Annotated in this window: 17 protein-coding genes; 9 read left to right on the forward strand and 8 right to left on the reverse strand. The window is 70.7% G+C overall.

The genetic code is table 11. From position 1 onward, the window contains the following. Positions 1–147: 147 nt before the first annotated feature. Positions 148–2,505, forward strand: a complete 2,358-nt coding sequence (locus GTY96_RS01940) for an MtsA protein (RefSeq protein WP_161663703.1) — start codon at positions 148–150, stop codon at positions 2,503–2,505. A gap of 13 nt (positions 2,506–2,518) precedes the next feature. On the opposite strand, the gene GTY96_RS01945 is transcribed toward GTY96_RS01940, so the two are convergent. The 3 genes from GTY96_RS01945 to GTY96_RS01955 form a co-directional block, all read right to left on the reverse strand. Then, a complete protein-coding gene (locus GTY96_RS01945; RefSeq protein ID WP_201755757.1) occupies positions 2,519–3,478 on the reverse strand; it encodes a hypothetical protein in 960 nt (319 codons plus the stop codon). Further along, positions 3,475–4,014: a hypothetical protein gene (locus GTY96_RS01950; RefSeq protein WP_143897954.1), complete on the reverse strand. Its 540-nt coding sequence runs from the start codon at positions 4,012–4,014 to the stop codon at positions 3,475–3,477. Before GTY96_RS01950 ends, GTY96_RS01945 begins: the two co-directional genes overlap by 4 nt. Before the next feature lie 110 nt (positions 4,015–4,124). Continuing rightward, a complete protein-coding gene (locus GTY96_RS01955) occupies positions 4,125–4,490 on the reverse strand; it encodes a hypothetical protein (RefSeq protein ID WP_143897956.1) in 366 nt (121 codons plus the stop codon). A 248-nt stretch (positions 4,491–4,738) separates the two neighbouring features. On the opposite strand from GTY96_RS01955, the gene GTY96_RS01960 reads away from it, so the two are divergent. From GTY96_RS01960 to GTY96_RS01980, 5 genes are all read left to right on the forward strand, one after another. Further along, positions 4,739–6,376 carry a thrombospondin type 3 repeat-containing protein gene (locus GTY96_RS01960; protein ID WP_161663704.1) on the forward strand — a complete coding sequence of 546 codons (1,638 nt, stop codon included), beginning with the start codon at positions 4,739–4,741 and terminating at the stop codon, positions 6,374–6,376. A gap of 173 nt (positions 6,377–6,549) precedes the next feature. Continuing rightward, a complete protein-coding gene (gene mtsC, locus GTY96_RS01965) occupies positions 6,550–7,869 on the forward strand; it encodes a cell-cell cohesion MYXO-CTERM protein MtsC (protein WP_143897959.1) in 1,320 nt (439 codons plus the stop codon). A gap of 34 nt (positions 7,870–7,903) precedes the next feature. After that, positions 7,904–9,889 carry a cell-cell cohesion protein MtsD gene (gene mtsD / locus GTY96_RS01970; protein WP_143897961.1) on the forward strand — a complete coding sequence of 662 codons (1,986 nt, stop codon included), beginning with the start codon at positions 7,904–7,906 and terminating at the stop codon, positions 9,887–9,889. Beyond that, positions 9,886–11,676, forward strand: coding sequence for a vWA domain-containing protein (locus GTY96_RS01975; RefSeq protein ID WP_143897963.1), 1,791 nt, complete (start codon positions 9,886–9,888; stop codon positions 11,674–11,676). Before mtsD ends, GTY96_RS01975 begins: the two co-directional genes overlap by 4 nt. Positions 11,677–11,695: 19 nt before the next feature. Then, positions 11,696–14,023 (forward strand): hypothetical protein, encoded by a 2,328-nt coding sequence (locus tag GTY96_RS01980; protein ID WP_235685282.1) that lies wholly within the window; start codon positions 11,696–11,698, stop codon positions 14,021–14,023. Between the two features lie 59 nt (positions 14,024–14,082). Here the strand turns inward: GTY96_RS01980 and GTY96_RS01985 are convergent, their stop codons facing one another. Beyond that, a complete protein-coding gene (locus tag GTY96_RS01985; RefSeq protein WP_186001721.1) occupies positions 14,083–14,517 on the reverse strand; it encodes a hypothetical protein in 435 nt (144 codons plus the stop codon). 31 nt (positions 14,518–14,548) lie between these two features. On the opposite strand from GTY96_RS01985, the gene GTY96_RS01990 reads away from it, so the two are divergent. Next, a complete protein-coding gene (locus GTY96_RS01990; protein ID WP_235685283.1) occupies positions 14,549–15,046 on the forward strand; it encodes a hypothetical protein in 498 nt (165 codons plus the stop codon). Between the two features lie 15 nt (positions 15,047–15,061). Here the strand turns inward: GTY96_RS01990 and GTY96_RS01995 are convergent, their stop codons facing one another. Beyond that, positions 15,062–16,714: a GMC family oxidoreductase gene (locus GTY96_RS01995; RefSeq protein WP_143897967.1), complete on the reverse strand. Its 1,653-nt coding sequence runs from the start codon at positions 16,712–16,714 to the stop codon at positions 15,062–15,064. After that, a complete protein-coding gene (locus tag GTY96_RS02000; protein WP_161663705.1) occupies positions 16,711–17,358 on the reverse strand; it encodes a gluconate 2-dehydrogenase subunit 3 family protein in 648 nt (215 codons plus the stop codon). The genes GTY96_RS01995 and GTY96_RS02000 overlap by 4 nt, the downstream gene beginning before the upstream one ends. 187 nt (positions 17,359–17,545) lie before the next feature. On the opposite strand from GTY96_RS02000, the gene GTY96_RS02005 reads away from it, so the two are divergent. Beyond that, positions 17,546–18,862, forward strand: a complete 1,317-nt coding sequence (locus tag GTY96_RS02005; protein ID WP_143897971.1) for a hypothetical protein — start codon at positions 17,546–17,548, stop codon at positions 18,860–18,862. Then, positions 18,859–19,410 carry a hypothetical protein gene (locus GTY96_RS02010; RefSeq protein WP_161663706.1) on the forward strand — a complete coding sequence of 184 codons (552 nt, stop codon included), beginning with the start codon at positions 18,859–18,861 and terminating at the stop codon, positions 19,408–19,410. Before GTY96_RS02005 ends, GTY96_RS02010 begins: the two co-directional genes overlap by 4 nt. A gap of 54 nt (positions 19,411–19,464) precedes the next feature. Here GTY96_RS02010 and GTY96_RS02015 read toward each other — a convergent pair whose 3' ends face one another. Further along, on the reverse strand, positions 19,465–20,061 hold the full coding sequence (locus GTY96_RS02015; protein ID WP_370456538.1) for a DUF3332 domain-containing protein: 597 nt from the start codon (positions 20,059–20,061) through the stop codon (positions 19,465–19,467). A gap of 108 nt (positions 20,062–20,169) precedes the next feature. Continuing rightward, positions 20,170–21,534 (reverse strand): sigma 54-interacting transcriptional regulator, encoded by a 1,365-nt coding sequence (locus tag GTY96_RS02020; protein WP_143897977.1) that lies wholly within the window; start codon positions 21,532–21,534, stop codon positions 20,170–20,172. Positions 21,535–21,595: the final 61 nt, after the last annotated feature.

The raw sequence follows: 21,595 nt of genomic DNA on the forward strand, positions 1-21,595 counted from the left end.
GCAGTCCACCTCACGTGGGGCGGTCTCTCCACGCTACGTCCCGCTTCGTGCCGGGACGCTGGAAACGTCGCGTGGGGTTCCCTCCGCGCGGTGCTCCCCGAGCGTGCGAGCAGTCGTGGTGAGAAGTCATCGTGACACGGTGGGCGGATGGAGGATGCTCGCGGGCTGGAGGCGCGCACACACGTGAAGGGTGTCATTCGCAGGGGGAGATGGATCGCGGCCGGGGTCGGGGCGTTGGTGCTGCTGGGCCTCCTGGCCGTCGTGCTGAAGCCGCGGGGCGTCCCCCCGCCCCCGCCGCCGGAGGCCCCCGCCGCCCCCGCTGAACCACGTCCCATCCTCCAGGCCGTGGGGCCGAAGCTGACCAGCAACCAGACCTCGCAGCCGCTCTCCCTCTATGGGGAGGCGCTGGTGCCGGGCCTGCGGCTGGTGCTCGGCGCGCCCTTCTCGCGGGAGGTGCCGTTGACGGTGGTGGACCCGCGCCATGCCTACGCGAGGCTCCCCGCGGACCTCTCCCTGCCTCCGGGCGTGTTCCAGACGGACGTGCAGCTGTCGCTGGCCGCGAGCGCCGGTCCCCGGCCCACGGGCGCCACGCGGCTCACCGTCGTCAACGACGCGGCGTTCCCGGACCTGATGGCGATGGCGCTCGCGCCGGACGGGCGCACGCTCTTCATCGCGTCGCCGCCCACGGACACGGTGTTCGCGCTCGACGTGGCCTCGGGGAGCGTGGAGGCGATGGCGGTGGGGGACGGCCCGGCGGCGCTCGCGACGTGGAAGGACTCGGGGGGCCATCCCTGGCTGGGCGTGGCCCACCAGTCGGACGCCGGGCTCTGGCTGTACGCGCTGGACGCGCCCGAGCGCAGGGCCCGCGTCCTCCCCGCGCCCCCGGGCGTGTGGGGCCTGGAGGTGGACGGCGCGAAGGGCGTGGCGTTCCTGGCCGAGCACGTGCGCGACACGGTGCGCGCGGTCGCCTTGGAGGACGGCCGCGAGCGCTGGAGCGCGCCGGTGGATCCGAACCCGCGCGCGCTGGCCCGGTGGAAGGGGCTGCTCGCGGTGGGCAGCCTCCAGACAGGGCAGGTGGTGCTGCTCAATCAGGAGGACGGCCGGGAGCTCACGCCCGTGGTGCCGAAGCCGGGTGTGCCCATCGTCGGAGGCGCGACGGAGGCCTTCTCCGAGCAGGTGATGGGGGGCAAGGCGCCACGCGCGCTGCTCTCCAGCGAGCGGCTGGGGCGCGTCTTCATGTCGAGCCTGGGGCCGAACGTGGGTCCCAACGCGCAGCGCATGGAGGTGAGCGCGAACAGCGGCGTCGCGGTGCTGGACCTGGACCGGCAGCAGGTGGTGCGGCACCGGGGCTTCGGCGCGGGCGTGACGGAGGGACTGGCGCTGGATGACCGGGCCGGGCTGCTCTACGCGGCGGACGTGGCGCTGGGGCAGGTGCGGGTGCTGGACGCGAAGGCGCTGGTGAAGGACGACGCCGCGGCGCGCGCGGCGCTGCTCCAGACGCTGCCCCTCTTCGCGCCAGAAGGCACGCCGCTCATCCGCCCGGTGGAGGACCTGGGCACGAAGGGGAGGGCGGGCGTGGAGCTGCACTCCGGGCCCCGGTCGCTGGCCCTGGCCCCGGACGGCCGCACGCTCTACGTGCTCAACCGCTTCACGGGCACGGTGGCGGTGGTGGACGTGCGCGAGGCGCGCGCGGGCAAGGCGCGCGTGCTGCGGCAGTGGCCGGTGGTGGACGTGCGCCCCCGCGAGCAGCGCCGCCTGGGACAGGTGCTCTACTTCTCCGACGTGGGTCGCACGGGCATGAGCTGCGACGCGTGCCACATCGAGGGGCACACCGGCGGCGTCTTCTTCGAGAAGACGCGGCCCATGCGCATCTACCGTTCGACCACGGCCCTGGGCAGCCGGGACACGCCGCCCTACTTCACCCCGGCGAGCACGCGCAGCCTCGCGGAGACGGCGGAGACGGTGGGCGGGCGCAACCGCTACCACAACCCGGATCCGCTGCCCTCGGAGGTGGAGGCCCTGGCCCTCTACACGTCGCTGCTGCCCACGCCGCCCAACCCCTACCGGGGCCCGGATGGCGCCCCGCCGGAGACGGTGACGCTGCCCGACGGCAGACCCGGCCATCCGGCGAAGGGGCGGGCGCTGTTCGAGGGCCAGGCCGGGTGCGCGGCCTGCCACCCCGCGCCGCTGTTCACCCTGGACCAGGACCCCTCGACGCGAGGGCGCTATCTGGACGTGGGCACGCCCATCGCGCTGCCCCTGCGGCTGGCGCAGCAGCACCTGGTGCCGGGCGCGGCGCCGCCCTCGCTGGTGGGCACCTGGGACGTGTGGCCGCTCTTGACGAGCGCCACCGCGGGCTACGCGGTGCGGGAGGACCGGCTCGTGGTGGGCTCGCGCTTCCCGCTGCGCACGCTCCTGGAGACCCCGGGCCTCCAGCACGGCGCCGCGCAGGCGCTCACCCCCGAGGAGCGGGACGACCTGCTGGCCTACCTCCTCACGCTGTGAGGGGGCCGGGCGCTCAGGGCGCCTGCATCGAATGATAGGGCAGCAGCACCGCCGCCCGGGCCCGCGCGACCAGCGGCTCGGCGATGAGGTTCCAGCCGAACGCGGCGAACGTCAGCACCCCCATCATCGCGCTGAACAGCCACAGGCCCATCATCACGCCGATGCCCAGGTGCATCCCCAGCGTCATCGCCACCCAGAGGCCCCGCGTCCTCTGGGGCCAGACGAGCGCGACGTAGCCCACCTCCACCACCAGCGTTCCCCAGGACGCCAGCTTCACCAGCCACGGCGCCCACGCGAGCCACGCGAAGTCGAACGCGCCATACTGGGGCTGCATCAGCACCTCCCAGAGCGCCGTCCCGTCCCGCCACACCGGGCCCAGCAGCTTCTCCAGCCCCGTGGCCAGGTAGATGATGCACAGGTGCACCTGCAACACGCGCAGCGACAGGGTCGCTTCGGCGGAGGGGGCCACGGAGGTCCTGCCGGTGTGCACGTCCCACGAGTAGGCCGCCCCCACGGGCATCACCACGCAGTAGAACAGGCTGATGTGCGCGAAGGTCTCCACGCCGTAGGCGAAGAAGGTCCCGCTGTTGAGCAGCAGCGTGTGCAGCCCCCACGCGGCCAGCGCGGACAGCCGCGTGCGGTAGCCCAGCAGCAGGCCCACGAGCGAGACGGCGTAGACGAGCGCCACGCCCCGCACCCCGGCCTCGGCGGAGATGCCCAGCGGCGCCAGCGCGGAGACCCACGGCCCCAGGCGGGGCGCCACGGGCGAGGCCAGCGCCATGGACACGCTCCAGGGCACCAGCCCCCGGTCGCCGAAGAGCTCCGGCAGGCTGTCCGACAGGCTCCAGGCCTGGATGAGCAACACCATCGCCACGCCGATGCGGAGCACCCCCAGCGGCGCCGCGGAGGACGGCGCTCCCACGAACGCGGCCAGCAGGTGGGCCGGGCGCGCGAGGATCCCCGGCGCGCTCATGGCGTCACCGCCCCGGTCGTGGCGGCCGTGGGAGCCCGGTGCTCGAACCCGGCCCGGTAGGCGTCCGACCACTCGGGACGCGCCCCTTCCCGGTAGGCTTCCATCGTGGGCAGGCGGAGCGCCTCCACGCGCACGGTGACGGCGCGCGCGTCCGGGTGCCGGCCGAACATCGCCGCGGCCCACGCGCGGGCCAGCGCGTCCCGGCCCTCCTTCAGCCCGAAGCGCAACAGCATGGAGTGGATGCGCACGTTGACCGCGCTGTTCTCGAACTTGAACTGGTCGCGCACGTGCTCGCCGGAGGACTGCTCGACGTCGAAGGACACGCGCACCGCCGGACTCACCCCCGGCGCGAAGAAGCTGAAGCGGCTGCCCGCCCCCGTCCAGTGTGTGTAGACCTGGGCCCACGACGCCAGGCGCCCCGTGCCCGTGAAGAGCGGCACCTGGAGCGCGCCGCAGGCGACCCACAGCAGGTGCAGCAGGGCGACGCCAGTGACGACTCCGTGCCGGCGCGTCAGGGAGGGAAGGGGCGGGCGCATGGGGGCTCCAGGAAGATGGGACACCGGAGGTTGGGGGCCTCCGGTGTCCCGGGCCGACTTGGGACTGCGTGCTGCGGGACAAATCGTTGTCGCGGAGGCGGGAGCGCGGACTAGCCGCCGCAAGTGCCGCCGGTGCCGCTGGTGCCGCCAAGGATGGCGCTGAGGATGCCGCCGCCGGTGATGGTGCCCAGCGTGCCGCCGCCGGTGATGGTGCCCAGGAGGCCGCCGCCGGTGACGGTCCCGAGCAGCCCGCCCAGCAGGCTGCCGAGGATGCCGCAGCCGCAGCCGCCGGTGTCGGTCGCCAGCGTCGCGTCCCTGGACACCTGCACGACCTCCTCCAACGGAACCGCCTCACGCGGATCGTGGGCCCTCGGTCCGAAGCCCTGGGCCACCGCGCCCGTCGCTCCGAGCGCCATGAGCATCAGCGCCACCGTGCCGCCCACCTGGGTCCGCGTCTTGCGTTGCATCCTCTGCATGTGTCGCTCCTCTGGATTGGGACAACATGGGCAATGTCTTTCCCATCCGAGCTTTAGCAACCAACCCCGCAAGACCTGGAATCTGTCCGGCAGGCCTTCCGCGTGGGACCCAGGGGTCAGTGGGCTGTCGTGCAGGCGTGACGTTTCCGTACCGGGCGAAATCTTGATCCTGGTTGCGCCTCTTCACGCGGGCCCGCCCCGCGGGTCGCTTGCGTTGGATGGGGTGGCTGAGGTCTACAATCCAACGAATGCGTTCCTCCCCCCGGGTCGCCTGGCTCCTGATTCCGACGTTGTTGCTGTCGTGCACCGACGCGGGGCTCTATTCCATCGACGGCCGCGCGGGCGGCTCTCGGGACCGCGTCAGCTTCGAGGGGGACCTCTGCGTCCCCGCGGCCACCGGCGACGCGTTCCCCGTGAAGGTCGTCTTCGCCCTGCAGGGCGGCACCGGCGTGGAGACGGAGGTGGTGGGCTATGCGGTGGACGGCCTCACCACGCTCACCTCTCGCTATACCGGCCCCCAGATGCGCTTCGGGTTGGTGGCCTTCCATTCCGTGGCCACCGGCCTGCAAGGCAGCTTCACGGACGCGGCCTCCTTCCAGGCCGTCCTGCCCCGCTACGCCAGCTATCAGCAGCAGGGTCCCATCAGCATCCGCTCCGCGCTGCGCCTCTCCAAGAGCCTGATGTCCGGCGACATGCAGGCCTCCTGCCGGGGCGAGGTCGCGCGCACGCGCTACATCGTCGCGCCCGTCATCCGCAGCGCGGACGTCAGCTGTGACAACCCGGCGTACAACATCGGCATCGACAGCCGCTGCACCGCCCTTTCCCAGGCCGCCGGCTGCGGCGCCAGCCCGGAGAAGCAGGCCGAGTGCAACGCCGCGTGCAGCCAGTGCGAGCTGACCGCCGTGGTGGGAGAGCTCAAGGGGCTGGTGGAGCAGTTCGGCGCGGGCGACGTCAGCGTGCAGCCCATCTATGTGCGCGGCGGCACCCCGGACCCTGTCACCCGCCTCCAGGTGGCCGCCATCGCCAACGCGGGCGGCAGCGCGCCGGTGGAGACCGACTTCGCGGGCCTGCCCAACGCGATGGCCCGGCTGGACTATGGCGCGCTCAACAACGCGCTCAAGCTCAAGCGCTTCCTCGCCTTCAACCGCAACGTCCAGGTGCGAAACGGCAAGATGTACGCGGACAGCGACGGCGACGGCGTCTCGGATGAGGATGAGATCGCGCTCGGCCTGGACCCCACCGTCGCGGACACGGACCAGGACGGCCTGATGGACGGCATCGAGCTGCGCATGGGCCTGGATCCGCTCGCCGTGGACATCATCAACGGGTGCAGCGTGGTGATGGACACCGACGGGGACCGCCTCAACGACTGCGAGGAGCGCGTGCTCGGCACCGACCCCTGCGTGGGCGACACCGACGGAGACGGCCTGCCGGACCTCGTGGAGGCCCTGTCCCAGACCAACCCGCTGGTCCCCGAGGACCTGCTCGACACCGACCGCGACGGCATCAGCAACATCGCGGAGGTCGAAGCCCACGGCGACCCGCTCAGCGCCGACCTCGACTTCCACCGCGAGCGCGGCTACGGCTACTCCATCGTCCCGCTGCCCCCGACGAGCACCAGCGACCGCGCCTGCTACCGCACCCGCGTGGAGAACGTCTCCCTGGTCCCCACCCTGGAGCGGCCCCACCCGTTCTTCCCGGGCGAGGTCATCCCCAAGGGCACCAACGAGGTCTACCTCTACCTCCAGGTGGGCCGGGACAATGATCCGCGCGGCGCCGGGGTGGGTTCGCTCTTCATCCAGGAGATCCAGTTCGACCCGAACAAGGGCCGGACCCCCGCGGGCACCGTCTCCCTCACCTCCGACGACTTCATCGTGGGCACCTGAGTCCCGCGGTTCGCGTGGGGGGCGTCCCCCACAGTCTCAATGGGGTGTCCCCCCCACACCCATCCTGTAGCACTCCCTCCCGAGCCCGCAACCCCTTGAAGTTCCTGACCCTGGCAGTGTTGAAAACGAAGGATCGCCTCTTGCTAGAGGCAGGGGTTGTGAAAGGAGTCACCATGACTATCAGTCGCATTGCCCCCATGTTGGCGCTCGGAGCATTCCTGGTGCTGAGTCCCCGCATCGCGCAGGCCCAGACGCAGGGTCCGGACAATCCGGAGTGCCTTGGAGATGAGTGCGGTCGCCCCAAGGAGGAGGGAGGCGGCTGCGGTTGTGGTTGTGGTTGCTCCGTCTGGGTGGCCTACACCGACGACGGCAAGACGCTGTCGTACACCGACGACGCGGACGGCGACGGCAAGGCGGACGACAAGGACAACTGCCCGTTCACGCCCAACCGCGACCAGGCGGACGGCGACGGCGACCGCGCCGGCGACGCCTGCGACAACTGCCCGGCTGTCTCCAACGCCACGCAGCTGGACACCGACGGTGACGGCATCGGCGACGCGTGCGACCCGGACATCGACAACGACGGCATCGCCAACGCCGCGGACAACTGCCCCTCCATCCCCAACGCCAACCAGGCGGACAACGACAAGGATGGCATGGGCGACGTCTGTGATGACGACGACGACAACGACGGCATCAAGGACGGCGTGGACAACTGCCCGCTCATCGCGAACCCGGACCAGGTGCTGCCGGCGGACGTGAGCCTGTGCCGCGTGGACGCGGACGGCGACAACATCTCCGACAACCTGGACAACTGCCCCGGCCTGGCCAACCCGGACCAGAAGGACACGGACGGGGACGGCATCGGCGACGCGTGCGACGTGGACATCGACAACGACTCCATCCTCAACGCCGCGGACAACTGCGTCGCGGTGGCCAACCGCGACCAGGCGGATGACGACGGCGACGGCATTGGCGACGCGTGCGACACGCGCTACTGCGTGGTGCTCAACAAGGACCGGCCCAACGACTGCCTCGACCCGAAGGCGCCCTTCAGCGTGGGCACCGGCGGCGTGCTGAGCGTGGAGAAGACGGGCCTGTCCGTGCGCCCGCCGCTGTTCGCCAACCGCAACGGCGCGGCCATCGAGTACACCTGGACGGTGGTGAAGCGTCCCTCCGGCTCCACCGCGGTGGTGGAGAACCCCAAGGGCGCCGTCACCTACAGCCGCCACTGGGAGTACCAGTACGTGGACGGCAGCGTGCCCAACTTCAAGCCGGACAAGGAAGGCGAGTACGAGCTGCAGGTGTCCACGCGTCTGGCCTTCGCCGACCGCGTGTTCCCCGACCAGCGCGCCTCCATCTCCAGCCTGTTCCTGAAGGTGGGCAAGGAAGATACGGGCGGCGGCTGCACATCCCTGCCCGCGGGTGGTAGCGCCGCGGCCCTGGGCGCTGGCGTGCTCGGCCTGCTGCTGCGTCGCCGTCGGAAGGCGTAACAGGGTGTCCCCCATGCCCGGAGGTCCGCATCGCATGCGCCGTCTGCTTGTTGTTTCGTTTCTTGCGACCGGCCTCCTGGCCATGGGTGTGCTGTCCTGTTCAGACACGCTCCTGGAGCCGCGTGCCCAGGAGCAGTCCCAGCTGGATGACCGGCTGACGCTCACCGGCCGGGTGTGTACACGCCCGGCCAACCCCACCGGCTTCCCGGTGAAGGTGGTGCTCGTCGTCGACGAGTCCGGCAGCATGTGCGTGTCGGATCCTCCGGGCTCGCAGGAGGGCAGCGGCTTCTGCGAGCGCGCCGAGGTCCAGGCCATCATCCCGCCGGGCGTCACCGAGCCGGCGCGCGTGCGGGCCCTGAAGAACCTGGTGTCGGGCTTCAAGCGCATCAACGACGCGCGCCAGGGCAACATCAGCATCGCCATCGCCCCGTTCGAGACGAACGTGAAGAACACCTGGCCGCCCGCCTCCACGGGGGACCGCTTCGCGCCGCCGGGCAACATCAACAGCTACATCGAAGGGCTCCAGTCGCAGCTGGGCAAGGGCACGGACTACCAGGGCGCGCTCAGCTACGCGTACAGCCTCATCGCCAGCGACATCGCGGCGGTGTCGCAGTCCACGCCGGAGCTGCTGCCGCGCACGCGCTACGTCGTCGTGTTCCTCACGGACGGCACGCCGTATCCGCGCTGCTCCGCCAATGACAACCTGTCTGTCTACGCGGGGCCGGACACGCCGGACCTCACCTGGCGCGACTCCATCTCCAGCTTCTGCAACGCCACCAGCACCACCGACGCCATCACCGGCTTCGAGGTGGGCACCGACCGCAACCAGAACTACCAGCTCTTCAGCTACGTGCGCCGGCTGATGGAGCTGAAGACGCAGTACAACGTGGGCGACGTGCGCATGCACACGGTGCTGCTCTTCAACGAAGAGGCCGTGCGCGCCTGCGGCCCCATCTGCCAGGACATCTACGGCACCTACCCGGGCGTCCCGGAGGCGCAGTACCCGCAGGCGGCGAAGAAGATCGCCTCCTACCTGCTCAAGCGCTTCGCGGAGATGGGCAACGGCGTCTACCAGGAGTTCAGCGACACGGCTGAAATCTCAGAGCTGGGCCTGGGCGCGCTGGACTACTCGTCCTTCGCTTCGCCCAACGTGATGAAGACGCTGCTGGTGGAGCCGCTGAGCTCCGCGCCAGGGGACAACGGCCGCGTGCTGGACAGCGACGGCGACGGCGTTCCGGACTCGCTGGACAACGCCTTCACGCTGAAGACGAGCCCCTTCATCGTGGACAGCGACGGGGACTGCCTGAGCGACGGCTTCGAGTACCGCCGCCAGGACCAGGGCTTCAAGCCGGGCAACGACCTGGATGCGCGCGGCTGCGACCCCAAGTCTCCGCTGACGCTCAACTGCGTGTGCCGCGACACGGATGGCGACGGGCTGTCGCAGTTCGCGGAGGACTACCTCAAGACGCGCCAGGGCATCGTGGACAGCGACGGCGACGGCATGCCGGACGGGCTGGAGGTGAAGTACGGCCTCAACCCGCTCCAGTCGAGCGTGGCCGGCCTGGACACCGACGGCGACGGCATCCCGGACGACGAGGAGTTGAAGGCTGGCAGCGACCCCACCCGGCGCGACCGGCTCTTCCACGACAAGTACGGCATCCAGTACGAGGTGAAGAAGGTTCCGGGCGGCGTCGACACGAACGGCGTCTGCTACGACTTCACCGTGTCCAACCTCCAGATGGTGACGCCGCCGGATCGCGCGGGCGTGAAGCAGGGCTACAACCTGTTCAAGGTGTGGTTCGCGGAGGCGCCGGAGAGCGGCGTCGCCACCGACTACGGCGTCTGGCGCACCGCGTGTGCCTGGGCGCAGTACGCGCCGCCCAGCGTGCGCGTGCCGCTGGGTCCGGACCTGGCGCTGGAGGACCGCAACTTCGTGCAGCCGCGAGATCTCGTGGACCCCTGGGCTACCCAGGGCAGTTGCGTCGGCGTGTCGCCGTCGCAGGGAGGCGCGTCGCCTTGAGCCGCGCGGGACGTTGGTGGGCCCTCGCCCTGGTGGGGCTCGCGGTGGTGGTCGCCTGTACCGATACGTACCTCTATGACCCTCGCCGGGACACGGAGGTGCCCGCGGACCGGGCGGTGGCGCTGGAGGGCCGCTTCTGCACGCTGGGCGCGAACGAGGTGCGCCGGCCCATCAAGATCATCGTCGCCATGGACGCCAGTCAGTCCATGCGCGTGAGCGACCCGGACGGCACCCGCGCCACGGCGCTGGTGGACCTCATCGAGAACCTCCCGCAGGACGACGAGGTCTCCATCGCGGTGATGCTCTTCGCGGGCAGCACCACGGCGTTCCTCACCCAGGACCCGGGGCCTCCGGCGGAGGATGGCTTCGTGCAGCTGTCGCTGCTGGACGCCACCGCGAAGGCCAAGCTCACCGAACAGCTGCTCACGTTCCGCAACACGGACACGTCGCCGAACCGGGACTCCACCGACTTCGTCAAGCCGCTGTCGGACATCTACTCGCTCATCAACACGGACATCGCGCGGGCGCGGCTGCAGCCGAACGGGAACGAGGCGCTGGCGCAGGCGCGCTACTCCGTCATCTTCCTGTCGGACGGCAAGCCCACCAACAACCAGGACGACGAGCTCATCCGCGGCGACGCGGTGGTGCGCATCCGGCAGCTGCGCGACCTGGTGGAGGACGTGCGCTTCAACACCGTGCACGTTTTCAACCCCACGCAGCCCGTCCCGTCCGTGTGCGACCTGGTGTCCGAGGACGGCGGCTTCGGCGACGGCGGCTGCCCGCTGCTCATCATCAACCAGAACGCGGATCGCCTGGAGAAGATGGCCACGCTGGGCGGCGGCAACTTCCGCGACTTCCGCAACAACGAGCCCATCAACTTCCTCAACTTCCAGTTCGGGCAGGTGCGCCGCGCCTTCATCGTGAAGGAGTTCGTGGCGTCCAACTTCTCCGCGCCCCCGGGCAGCCCGCTGGGTGAGGCGGACACCGACGGCGACGGCCTCTCCGACGCGCGCGAGCTGGAGCTGGGCACCAACCCCAACCTGCGCGACACGGACGGCGACGGCTTCAGCGACGGCGTGGAGGTGTACTTCCGCGACCGCGGCGTGGACTTCAACCCCACTCAGGTCGCGCTGGCGGACGGCGGCGGCCTGGACAAGGGCTGCCCGCCCGCGCTGCGCGGCGTGGACTCGGACTGCGATGGCCTCCTGGATTGCGACGAGCAGTTCATCGGCACCAACGCCACGCTCCAGGACAGCGACGGCGACGGCATTCCGGATGGCATGGAGTGGCGGGGCGGCACCCAGGGCTCCAGCAAGGACCTGGACGAGGATCCGGACACCGACGGGCTGACCAACCGCAACGAGGTGCGCATGCACATGCGGCCCCTCCAGGTGGACACCGCCAACCTGGCCTCGGACGCGTACCGCTACAGCATGGAGGCGGATGGCCCGGTGGATGCGGACGGCCGCCAGTGCTACCGCTTCCGCGTGGACAACGTGCTGCTCGCGCCCACCATCGCGATGATCGCGGATGGCGGCGTGGACGGGGGCGTGGACGCCGGCACCGTGCAGCGCGGCGCGGGCTACAACGACATCTACCTCTCCGTGGCGATGCTGCCCGCGGACGACCCCACCGCGCGCACGCTGGTGCGCACCTTCCGCGTGGACTCCGTGCGCTACCCGGTGGGCGGCATCAAGTCGCCTCCGGATGGCGTCATCCGCGTGAACCCCCAGGACTTCGTGGACGGCTGCCCCGGCGTCGCTCCCACGCTCGCGCCCGTCCCCTGATGCCCCCTTGATGATGCCGATGACGTCGAAGCCTCCCGAGTCCCCCATGCGCCTCCGCACCCGACTGCTCCCGCTCGCGCTCCTCCTGCTGGCCGCCTGCTCCTCCGGCGGAGACGAAAACCCGGATGGCGGCACGGGCGTGGTGGAGGACCTGTGCAACAGCCGCGACGAGGCCCTGACGAACCCGGACTGCGAGCTGAAGCCCGGCGTGGCGCTGGAGCGCTACCTGGCCCTCACCGGCGACGTGAAGGCGGGTGACGAGGACTGGTACAGCATCCGCATCCCCTCCACCGCCAACGCGCGCACGCTGGTGCACATCACCGCCACGTACCTGGCCTCCAGCACGCCGGTGAACCTGTCCGTCACCGTGACGGAGAAGGACAAGAACACCGCGCTGGTGTCGAAGTCGGACCAGCACGGCTCGGGCGCGCCGAAGCCGGTGGACATCGTGCTGCCGTACGGCACGCCGGACACGCAGCTCATCGTGGTGGTGCGCGACGCGCCGGTGAACCCCACGCGCCCCGCCTACGACGCGCGCAATCCCTACCGGCTCACCGTGGAGCTCATCGAGAACCCGGACACGAACGAGCCCAATGACGTCACGCCCACGCCCATCGCGCTCAACGCGCAGGGCGCCGTGCAGGTGGGCACGGCCAAGGGCTATCTGGCCACGGACGGCGACGTGGACCGCTTCAGCTTCCCGCTCACGGTGGGGAAGATCGCCTACGTGCGGGTCACCGCGCCGGACCAGGGCTTCGTCCCCAACTTCCGCCTCTCCTACGAGCTGCTGCGCCCCGGCACCACCGACAAGGAGTCGGAGGGCAACGTGCTGCCCAAGGTGCACCCGGGCGTGCTGGCCACCGCGCGCAAGGTGAAGCTGGCGGGGACGTGGGTCCTGGTGGTGAAGGGCTACCGCGGCAACAACGAGCCCGTGCCCGCGGGCGACCTGCGCCAGCCGTACGAGGTGGAGGTGCGCGTCGTGGACGAAGCCGACCCGCAGGACCAGTCCGGCGACAACGACAGCTACGCCCGCGCCTTCTCGCGAGACCTGGTGGGGGCCCCGGGCACGTCCACGTCCTTCACCGGACGCCTGGGCTACGTGACCGACCGCGACTGGTTCGCGCTGCGCCTGCCCGCGTACGCGAAGCCCAGCGTGCTGCGCTACCGGCTGGTGGAGGTCCCCACCACCGTCCGCTTCGACCCGCTGCCCCTGCCGCTGGGCCAGCTGCCGGACCGGCAGGTGTTGGTGTTCACCACCGTCAGCACCTCCGTCACCGCCGAGCAGCGCGCCACCTGCACCAACGACGCGACGGTGTGCCCCCGCGACGTGCGCGAACACCCCGACGCGCCGGGGCTGGTGCAGGCCTACTGCAACAACCCGGAGGCGGTGCTGTGCATCCAGTCGCTGCGCGAGGAGAGCGACCCGGCGCGCTTCCCCAGCCTGCGCAACTTCCAGGGCGCGCTGCCGGTGCCGGCGCACGCCGCGACCACGACGTACCACTTCGTGGTGCAGGACGACGGCAACAACTGGGCGGACGACCGCGACTACCGGCTGGAGGTGTCCTGGGAGGACGACGACGCGGAGGAGGTCGCCGCCTACAGCGGAGGCGTGGAGCAGGCGCGCGCCAAGACGCTCAACGGCGTGGGCGCGGGGAACCTGCCGGTGGGCAACGCCACCTTCGAGGCGAAGGGCCAGCTGTCCTACGGCCACGGCCGCCTGCGCACCAACGACCGCGCCACCGGCCTGGGCGTGCGCGGCCCCGAAGACTACGACGCGGTGCCCTCCGACACGGACACCTTCCAGTACCAGCTCCCCGCGCTGAGCGCGCCGGAGGACGCGGCGTGGCTGGTGCAGTGGGAGGTGGAGAACCTGGCGGACGGCGGCACGCCGCATGGTCTGGCGTTGGATTTGACCTTCTGTGATGGCAACAGCACGGACGGCGGCGCCGGCACCTGCACGCCGGTGTCCACCACCAGCACGGGCGGCGCGCTGACGCTGGCCTACAACCCGTCGGTGATGCGCGCGTGGCACACCAGCGTGAGCACGCCCCTGAGCAGCTACCAGGCGCTGTATCAGTTGGAGAAGACAGCCAGCACCACGCGCGTCACGGTGGCGCCCTATGCGTGTGCCTGTCTGGAGCGGCGCTTCATCAAGGGCGGCACGCTCAAGGTGGCGGTGAGCGCCACCGAGCGCACGGACTATGAGCGGGTTGGCTACACGCTGCGCACCGGCTACGGCGACTACCCCCGCGGCTACACGGCGGCGGATGGGGGCGCCCCCACCCAGTGCCCCGCGCCCGCGCTGGACGGTGGCACGTGGGTGGGCGGTTGCCAGTTCACCCAATAGTCAGCACGGGCAGGCGGCGGGGCTTCGGGCCTCCGCCGCCTTCCGGCGCTGTCCCACCGCTACCGGGCGATGCCCTTGCCCTTGAGCGGAAGCTCTCGCGTCCCGCCGTTGGCGGCGTTGGACTTGAGGGTGAGGGTGCCGGTGAACTCCCGGGCCTCGTTGGGCTTGAAGGCGACTTCGATATAGGTGCGCTGGTAGGTCTCCAGCTTGAGCGCGCCGCTCTGCGGCCAGTTCTCCGGCTTCTTCAGGGTGAAGACACCGGGGCCGGAGAGGGAGACGTCGGTGAGCTCCAGCGTCTGGAGACCGCGGTTCTCCACGTAGAGTGTGTTGAAGGTCGTCGTCCCCACGTAGGTTCCGGCGGAGAACTCCGTGTCGAAACTGAGCTCGGTGCGGTCGATGAGCAGTTGCGGCGCCTCCGGAAGGTCGGTGCCCTCCCCGCCGCAGCCCGCCAGGGCGATGATGGTGAGAGGCAGCCAGAAGTTGCGCAGACGCATGGACATCCACTCCTCGGTGAGGTTCAGAAGAATGTCTGGTGTTGTAACACGGAGTGCCCGGGGACTGGCGGGCGCGATGCTGATGTTGTTGCTGACGGGTTGCGGCGGCTCACGCGAAGACTTCATCGGCGCGCGCGTGCTGGATGTCTGCAAGGCCTCCTGGCCCGTATGCAGTCAGTTCGCCGGCTGCATCCTCGGACCGGAGAGTTATTCGGAAGGCCGCTTCCCCGGCCGCGGCAAGGTGCTGGTCCGGGTGCCGGAGGCGTCCACCATCAAGGTGAGCTTCTATCTGGAGGAGGTGACGGCGGCGGGTGAGGAGACGGCCATCACCGTGCACGAGGAGGGCTGCCGGGCGCGTCATCGTCAGGCCTCCACGGGCCGCGTGGCGCTGGACCAGATGGAGAAGTTCGGCGTCTTCAGCCGGCAGGTGGATGTCACCGGCGTGGGCGACCACTTGGTGGAGTTCGACTCCGACATGCAGGCGCGCTACGTGGTGAAGGTGGACGTGACGCCGCTGCGCATCCAGTAGCGCGCGGCGCCCCGTTCAACCCTTGAGCGTGCGGACCAGGTGGTCCGCCACGCGGAAGCTGTTGGCCGCGATGGTCAGCGTGGAGGGCACGCTTCCGCCGGTGGGCATGAAGCTGCCGTCCACGACATAGAGGTTGGGCACCTCGTGCGCGCGGCAGTGCTTGTCCAGCACGGAGGCCGCCGCGTCGTCGCCGAAGCGGCAGGTGCCGTGCTGGAGGATGGTCGTCTCCCCCTGCGTGCCCACGCGCTCCACGCTGTCCGGATCCAGGCGCATCAGCACCTCCTCGCCGCGCTCGACGAGGAAGCGCGTGGCGGCGTAGTCCGCCGGGTGCCGGTCCAAGGTGATGGCGGCCACGGGGATGCCGTACTTGTCCTTCACCCCGGGCTCCACCGTGACGGAGGTGCCGGGCGTGGGGAGGAACTCCGCGTAGACCTCGAACTCGAGGATGCGCGAGTCGCGGTACGCGCGCATCCGGTCCTTCAGCTCCTTGCCGAACACGCCCGACTTGCCCGCGCCCGCCAGGCCCACCGCCGCGTAGATGGGGTTGGGGTGCGCCCACATGAAGCCCAGCGTGCCGCCCTTGCGGAAGCCGTGGCGCGCGTCCGGCATCACGTAGAAGTCCTGGACGCTGCGGTTGACGAAGGGCGACGGGTCCGTGAGCCACGGCCGCGCCTGCTGCTGCTTCGACACGCGGAAGAGGGCGCGCGAGCCGCCAAAGGAGCTGAAGAGCAGGTTCTTGCCCACCAGCCCGCTGCCGTTGGCCAGCCCGTTGGGGAAGCGGCTGGAGGTGGAGTTGAGCAGGAGGCGCGCGCTCTCCACCGCGGTGGCGGAGGCGATGATGACCTTCGCGGGCTGCTCCTGCGCGACGCCGTCCTTGTCCAGGTACACCACGCTCTTCGCGCGGCCCTTCCGGTCCACCTCGATGGAGCGCGCCATGCTGCCCGCGCGCACCTCCACGTTGCCGGTGGCGAGGGCCGCGGGAATGAGGCTCGCGAGGGTGCTGCTCTTGGCGCCCATCTCGCAGCCGTAGCTGCCGCACAGCGCGCAGTAGGCGCACGCCGACCGGCCCTTGTAGGGCTTGCTGATGATGCCGCGCGCGGTGGGCACCGCGTGCCAGCCCAGCGCGCCGCACGCCTTGTCGATTTCAGAGGCGACCGGGTGCACGTCCAGCGGCGGCAGCGGGTAGGGGCCGCTCCGGGGCTCCGCGAAGGGGTGGGGGACGGCCTGGCCGGACACGCCCAGCTCCGCCTCCGCCTTGTCATAGAAGGGCGCCAGCTCCTCGTAGGAGATGGGCCAGTCCGCCACGGTGGTGCCGGGGACGGCGCCCAGCGTGGAGCGCAGGCGGAAGTCCACCGGCTTGAGCCGGTAGAAGAAGCCGCTCATGTGCACGGTGCCGCCGCCCACGCAGTTGGCGGTCCACGCGGCGTTGCTCCGCTCGTAGCGGGCCTGGGCGCCGTGGCGCACCAGGTGCGGCTCCTCCCACGGCAGCGGCATGAAGAAGTTGCGGCGGCTGTTGAGGATCTCGTCGTGGACGAAGTCCTTCGGCTGGTAGTGGCGGCCCTTCTCCAGCACCACGACCTTGAAGCCCGCGCGGCCCAGCTCCAGCGCCAGCGGTGCCCCGCCCGCGCCACTGCCCACGATGCAGACGTCCACGGAAGGGAGGCTCACGGGTGGTGACCTCCGCACTCGCGCAGGCACTTCGGGCCGTCGTAGCCCTCCGGGGGCGCCATGGCGACCGTCCCCACGGTGTCGAAGCCCATGAGCCGCCAGCCCACGCGGCCCTTGTTGCCGCCGTAGGACGGGTCGCCCAGGAAGCCCTCCAGGCTGAGCGTCATCAGCAGCTCGAAGAAGTGGGCCTCGCCGCTGCCGGCGGGGCTGTCCTTGAAGAGGCCGAGCAGCTCGTCCTGCTGCGCGGGCGTGGCCTGGGCGAAGCTCTTCTGGAACATGCGCTGCGCGCGGCGCTCCAGCGCGGCCAGCCCCTGGAGGAAGTCGCGGTGCATGGCCTCCAGCCCCTGCGTCTCCAGGATGCGGTCGATATAGAGCGCCACGTCCGCGTCCTGGGCGCCCGGATCCTCATCGCGGGGCAGCAGCCGCTCCGTGGCCGCGGCGACGACGGCGTACTCGAAGGCGGAGAAGGTGCGCAGGGCCTGGCCGGCGCTGGTGGTGCCGGTGGGCCCCGCGGGCGCTTCCGCCTCCTTCGTACGTTTACAGGAGGCGGCACCCAGCAGCACCACGCCGCCGCCGAAGAAGGTGAGCCGTTGGATGAAGGTGCGCCGGGACAGCTTCCGGGGGAGCGAACGCGCGCGGGCCATGAGGGCGGAGCCTAACCCAGATGCGCGTGCTTCACGGCACGCAGGTTGATGCGAGGATGCCGGGGTCGGTTGGCCGCCCACCGCGTGCGTGACATGGGGCCGCACGGCGAGGCGTGACCGACAACGCGCGTGGCTGGCATAGGATGGCGCGCTCTAGCAGGCCGATTGAATCCAGGAGAGGAACCGCATGAAACGACACGCGTGGCTACTGGGAGCGGTGCTCGCACTGGGATGTGGCGGCGGCAAGCCGGCCAACCCCGACGCAGGCACGAAGCCCGACGACGGCGGAACGACGCAGACGCCGTTCGTGCGGCTGACGGTGGACACGGAGCCCAGCGAGCTGCACGCCATCTCCTCCATCGCGATGGCGGTGGGCCCGGAGGACCGCATCGGCATCGCGTACTTCGTGAAGGTGAACGACAAGGACTCCGAGCTGCGCTACCGCGAGGTGCGCGACGGCCAGGTGCAGGCCACGTCGGAGAAGATCGCCACCGTGCAGCGCGTGTATGGCGTGTCGCTGGCGTTCGGCCCGACGGGGCAGCCCACGGTGAGCTACCTGGGCGGCGGCAGCGACCAGTCCGTCTTCTGGCTCCAGAGCGACCTGGCGGTGTCCTACCGCAACGCGAACGGCACCTGGACCGAGCGCATCGCGGTGACGAAGGGCGACGAGGCGGTCGCGGGCAATCCGGTGAGCGACACGGGCTTCCTCGTGGGGCTCAATCCCTCCATCGTCTTCAGCGGCAACGAGGCGCTGGTCGTCTACCGTGACGGGCACAACGGGCAGTTCCCGCAGCAGGACTGGGCGGGCAGCGACGTGGAGCTGGCGAGCGGCGGCCCCACGGCGTGGCAGCACAGGGTGGTGGCGTCCGGCGGCGACCAGAAGGGCGCGTACGGCGGGCACCTTCAGATGCTGATGGCGGGCGGGCAGCCGGCGCTGGTGTTCGACCAGGCCTTCGGCTCCGCGGATGCGCCCGGGCAGAACGTGTACTTCCAGCGCCGCAACACGGACGGCGTCTCGTGGACGCCTCCGGTGCAGGTGCAGGCGGTGGGCAACACGATGCTGGGCGCGTCGCTCGCGTATGACTCGACGAAGGGCTTCGGCATCGCCGCGGTGGATCGCTCCAACAGCCGGCTCACGCTCATCACCTGCGACGGCACGACGGGGACGAAGTGCGCGGCGGCGAGGGACTGGTCGACGCCGGATCCGGTGTACCAGGCGGGCTCCGGCGGCTGGTACCCGTCGCTGGCGTTCGACCCGACGACGCACGACCCGTCCATCGCGTTCTACATCTGCTCGCTGGAGTCCGGGCGCAACGAGGGCAGCTGCTCGCCGTCGGACGACGCGCTGGTCATCGCCACGCGCGTGGAGGGGCAGTGGCGCGAGGTGACGGTGGACACGGATGGCGCGTGGTCGCCGAAGCTGGCGTTCCTGTCCTCCGGGCAGCGCGTGGTGCTCTACCGCGCGGCGACGACCCAGGCCCTGACGCTGGCGGTGGAGCGGTGAGCCTCGTGGGGCGCGCCGCGGCGGCGCTGGGGCTCGCGGGGCTGCTGTGTGGCGCGGGCATCGTCGCGTGCCGGGGAGACAATGAGCTGTCCGGGAGCGTGTCGGAGCTGTTCCCGGTCACGGACGTGGCCAAGGTGGAGATCCGCCGCAACGCGGAGGCGCTCCAGGTCAGCTACTTCCGCAACAACGGCCTGGACGTGGACCTGGTCGCGCGGCTCACGGTGGACACCGAGGGCGTGGACCTGAAGCCGGGCACCAAGGTGCAGCTGGGCGGCACCACGCCGTCTGGCCGCGACCGCGCGTCGGTGGTGCACGTGGCCGCGGGCGAGCCCGCGCGCGTCTTCACCCAGGTGGAGCGCGGCGACCTGGTGCTGGAGGCGGGCGGCAACCCGGGCGAGGCCACGCGCGGGGACTTCTCCCTGTCGTTCAAGAAGGGCGCCGGCTACGGCGCGGGGCGCAGCATGGAGGGGACGTTCTCCTCCGTGGCGCTCGATGCGGGCTTCGGCCCGGACCTGGGCGACGTGGTGGGCGAAACGCCCGCGCCTTGAGGCCGCACCGAGGGCTTCCGGTGGGCGGCACCGGAAGCCCCTGGCGCGGCGGTGCTACGGCGCGCAGGTGTTGAGCGAGGCCATGCCCTGGTCGAGCTGGCCCTGGTGCGTGGCGAACTGCGCCAGCGCCGGCGCGCCGCCGTCCAGGAAGAGCTGCCGCGCGGTGTCCACCGCGTCCCGGGCATGCACCGTCACCGTGCTGCCGGTGGCATCCGTCACCTTCACGGCGCCGTCGTGCTGTCCCTGCGCGCGGATGAGCAGGGCGCCCGCTTCGTCGCGCGCGACCAGCCCGTCCTCCAGCGGCTCGAAGTAGCGCACCACCGGGGCCTGGCCCTCGCGCTGCAACTCCAGACGCATGACGCCGGACTCCACGTCGCGGGTCATCTTCAGCGTGTCCGTGGGGCTCAGCTTCACGATGCGCGTGTTCGGGTCCTCCCCCTGCACGCTGCCCACCGGGTTGTTGCCGCTCCAGAACTCGATGCTGTTGATGACCAGCGCGTCCACCAGCGTGCCGATCTCATAGACAGGCACGATGACGAAGACCAGGAACACCAACCACTGCACGAACTTGTTCCCGGAGACGCCCTTGTTGAACTGCCAGATCTTCTGCGTGAGCGTGAACGAGCCGAAGCAACCCGTTGCATGCATCATCAAGACACCGGCGCACAAAGCGCCAAGCCAACGAGACGGACGCATCTTCATTTCACCCCTCCATGAAACCGGTGGACCGCGAAAGCGGATGCCACCATCGCACGGGGGTCAATCCGCCTCGCTCTGCACCAGTCCGTACTTGTGCAACAGCGAATAGAGATGCTTCCGGTCCAGCTCCGCCTCCCGGGCGGCGCGGGCGATGTTCCCCCGGGCGCGGCCCAGCAGGCGCGTCAGGTACTCGCGCTCGAAGGCACGCACGAGTTCGTCCTTGCACACTTTGAACGGTCCGGTGAACTCCACCGGCAGGAAGTCCCCGGCGGGAGTGGGGACGTCGCGCGTGAATTCGCGCAGGAGGTTGTCCCCGGTGAGCCCCGGGATGTCCACCATGTGGCGGGCGCGCTCCAGGGCGTTGCGCAGTTCACGCACGTTGCCCGGCCACGTGTGCCCCAGGAACTGCTCCTGGATCTTCTCCGGCAGCCGGGGCCAGAGGCCCTCGCCCGCGAAGGCCTCCACCAGCAGCGGGATGTCCTCCTTGCGGTCGCGCAGGGGCGGCAGGCTGACGGTGAAGACAGACAGACGGAAGTAGAGGTCCTCGCGGAAGCGGCCCGCCTGCGTCTCCGCCCACAGGTCCTTCTTGCTGGCCACCACGATGCGCGCGTCGAAGGAGATGGGCGTCGAGGAGCCCAGGCGGCGGAACTCGCGGTCCTCGATGGCGCGCAGCAGCTTGGGCTGCAAGTCCAGGGCGAGGTCGTCGATTTCATCCAGGAAGAGCGTGCCGCCGTGCGCGCGCTCCAGGCAGCCGATGCGCTGGCCCACCGCGCCGGTGAAGGCGCCCTTCTCGTGGCCGAACAGCTCGCTCTCGATGAGGGAGTCGGACACGCTGGCGCAGTCGAAGACCACCAGCGGGCCGGCCGTGCGGGGGCTCAGCTTGTGGATGGCCTTGGCGCCCGCGCCCTTGCCGGAGCCCGTCTCGCCCACCAGCAGCACGGTGGAGTCCGTGGGGGCGATGCGCTGCAGGAGCGCGAAGATCTGCCGCATGGGCACGCTGCGGCCCACGAGGTCGCCCAGCCGGTCCTCGAGGGTGGGCTCCACCTGCACCGGCGCCATCTGCGGGCTGAAGCGCAGGCGCACGTCGCCCACCTCCAGCAGGGCGCCGGGCCGCAGGTACGCTTCGCGCACCTGGGCTCCGTCCAGGAAGGTGCCGTTGGTGGAGTCCAGGTCCTGCACGAGGAACCGGTCGCCCCGCCGGCGCACCACCAGGTGGTTGCGGCTCACCGTGGGGTGGTCGATGACGACGTCGTTGTCGGTGGACTTGCCGACGCGCAGGTCCTCGGTGGCCAGCGGGTACACCGTGCCCGCGCGTTCGGTGTCCAGCAGCACCAGGTGGAAGCGCTGCGCGGACAGCCGCTCCCCCTGCGCCCGCGCGGCGACGACGGTGTGCGTGGGGATGGGGACTGGAGGCACGGAGGGCATGAGCGGGCCGACATCCTAGACGGCTTCCGGTCCGCGTGGGCCTTCTGTCAACGCGCGGGGC

Origin of the sequence: Corallococcus silvisoli, assembly GCF_009909145.1 — a bacterium.
GTDB classification, from domain to species: Bacteria; Myxococcota; Myxococcia; order Myxococcales; family Myxococcaceae; genus Corallococcus; species Corallococcus silvisoli.

What these genes read in the sequence shown, in the direction of transcription:
- GTY96_RS01940 (WP_161663703.1), top strand. Translation starts at nt 148, where the DNA reads ATGGAGGATGCTCGCGGGCTGGAGGCGCGCACACACGTGAAGGGTGTC.
- GTY96_RS01990 (WP_235685283.1), top strand. Translation starts at nt 14,549, where the DNA reads ATGTCTGGTGTTGTAACACGGAGTGCCCGGGGACTGGCGGGCGCGATG.
- mtsD (WP_143897961.1), top strand. Translation starts at nt 7,904, where the DNA reads ATGCGCCGTCTGCTTGTTGTTTCGTTTCTTGCGACCGGCCTCCTGGCC.
- GTY96_RS01955 (WP_143897956.1), bottom strand. Translation starts at nt 4,490, where the DNA reads ATGCAGAGGATGCAACGCAAGACGCGGACCCAGGTGGGCGGCACGGTG.
- GTY96_RS02020 (WP_143897977.1), bottom strand. Translation starts at nt 21,534, where the DNA reads ATGCCCTCCGTGCCTCCAGTCCCCATCCCCACGCACACCGTCGTCGCC.
- GTY96_RS01980 (WP_235685282.1), top strand. Translation starts at nt 11,696, where the DNA reads ATGACGTCGAAGCCTCCCGAGTCCCCCATGCGCCTCCGCACCCGACTG.
- GTY96_RS01960 (WP_161663704.1), top strand. Translation starts at nt 4,739, where the DNA reads ATGCGTTCCTCCCCCCGGGTCGCCTGGCTCCTGATTCCGACGTTGTTG.
- mtsC (WP_143897959.1), top strand. Translation starts at nt 6,550, where the DNA reads ATGACTATCAGTCGCATTGCCCCCATGTTGGCGCTCGGAGCATTCCTG.
- GTY96_RS02015 (WP_370456538.1), bottom strand. Translation starts at nt 20,061, where the DNA reads ATGATGCATGCAACGGGTTGCTTCGGCTCGTTCACGCTCACGCAGAAG.
- GTY96_RS02005 (WP_143897971.1), top strand. Translation starts at nt 17,546, where the DNA reads ATGAAACGACACGCGTGGCTACTGGGAGCGGTGCTCGCACTGGGATGT.
- GTY96_RS02000 (WP_161663705.1), bottom strand. Translation starts at nt 17,358, where the DNA reads ATGGCCCGCGCGCGTTCGCTCCCCCGGAAGCTGTCCCGGCGCACCTTC.
- GTY96_RS01945 (WP_201755757.1), bottom strand. Translation starts at nt 3,478, where the DNA reads ATGAGCGCGCCGGGGATCCTCGCGCGCCCGGCCCACCTGCTGGCCGCG.
- GTY96_RS01950 (WP_143897954.1), bottom strand. Translation starts at nt 4,014, where the DNA reads ATGCGCCCGCCCCTTCCCTCCCTGACGCGCCGGCACGGAGTCGTCACT.
- GTY96_RS01985 (WP_186001721.1), bottom strand. Translation starts at nt 14,517, where the DNA reads ATGCGTCTGCGCAACTTCTGGCTGCCTCTCACCATCATCGCCCTGGCG.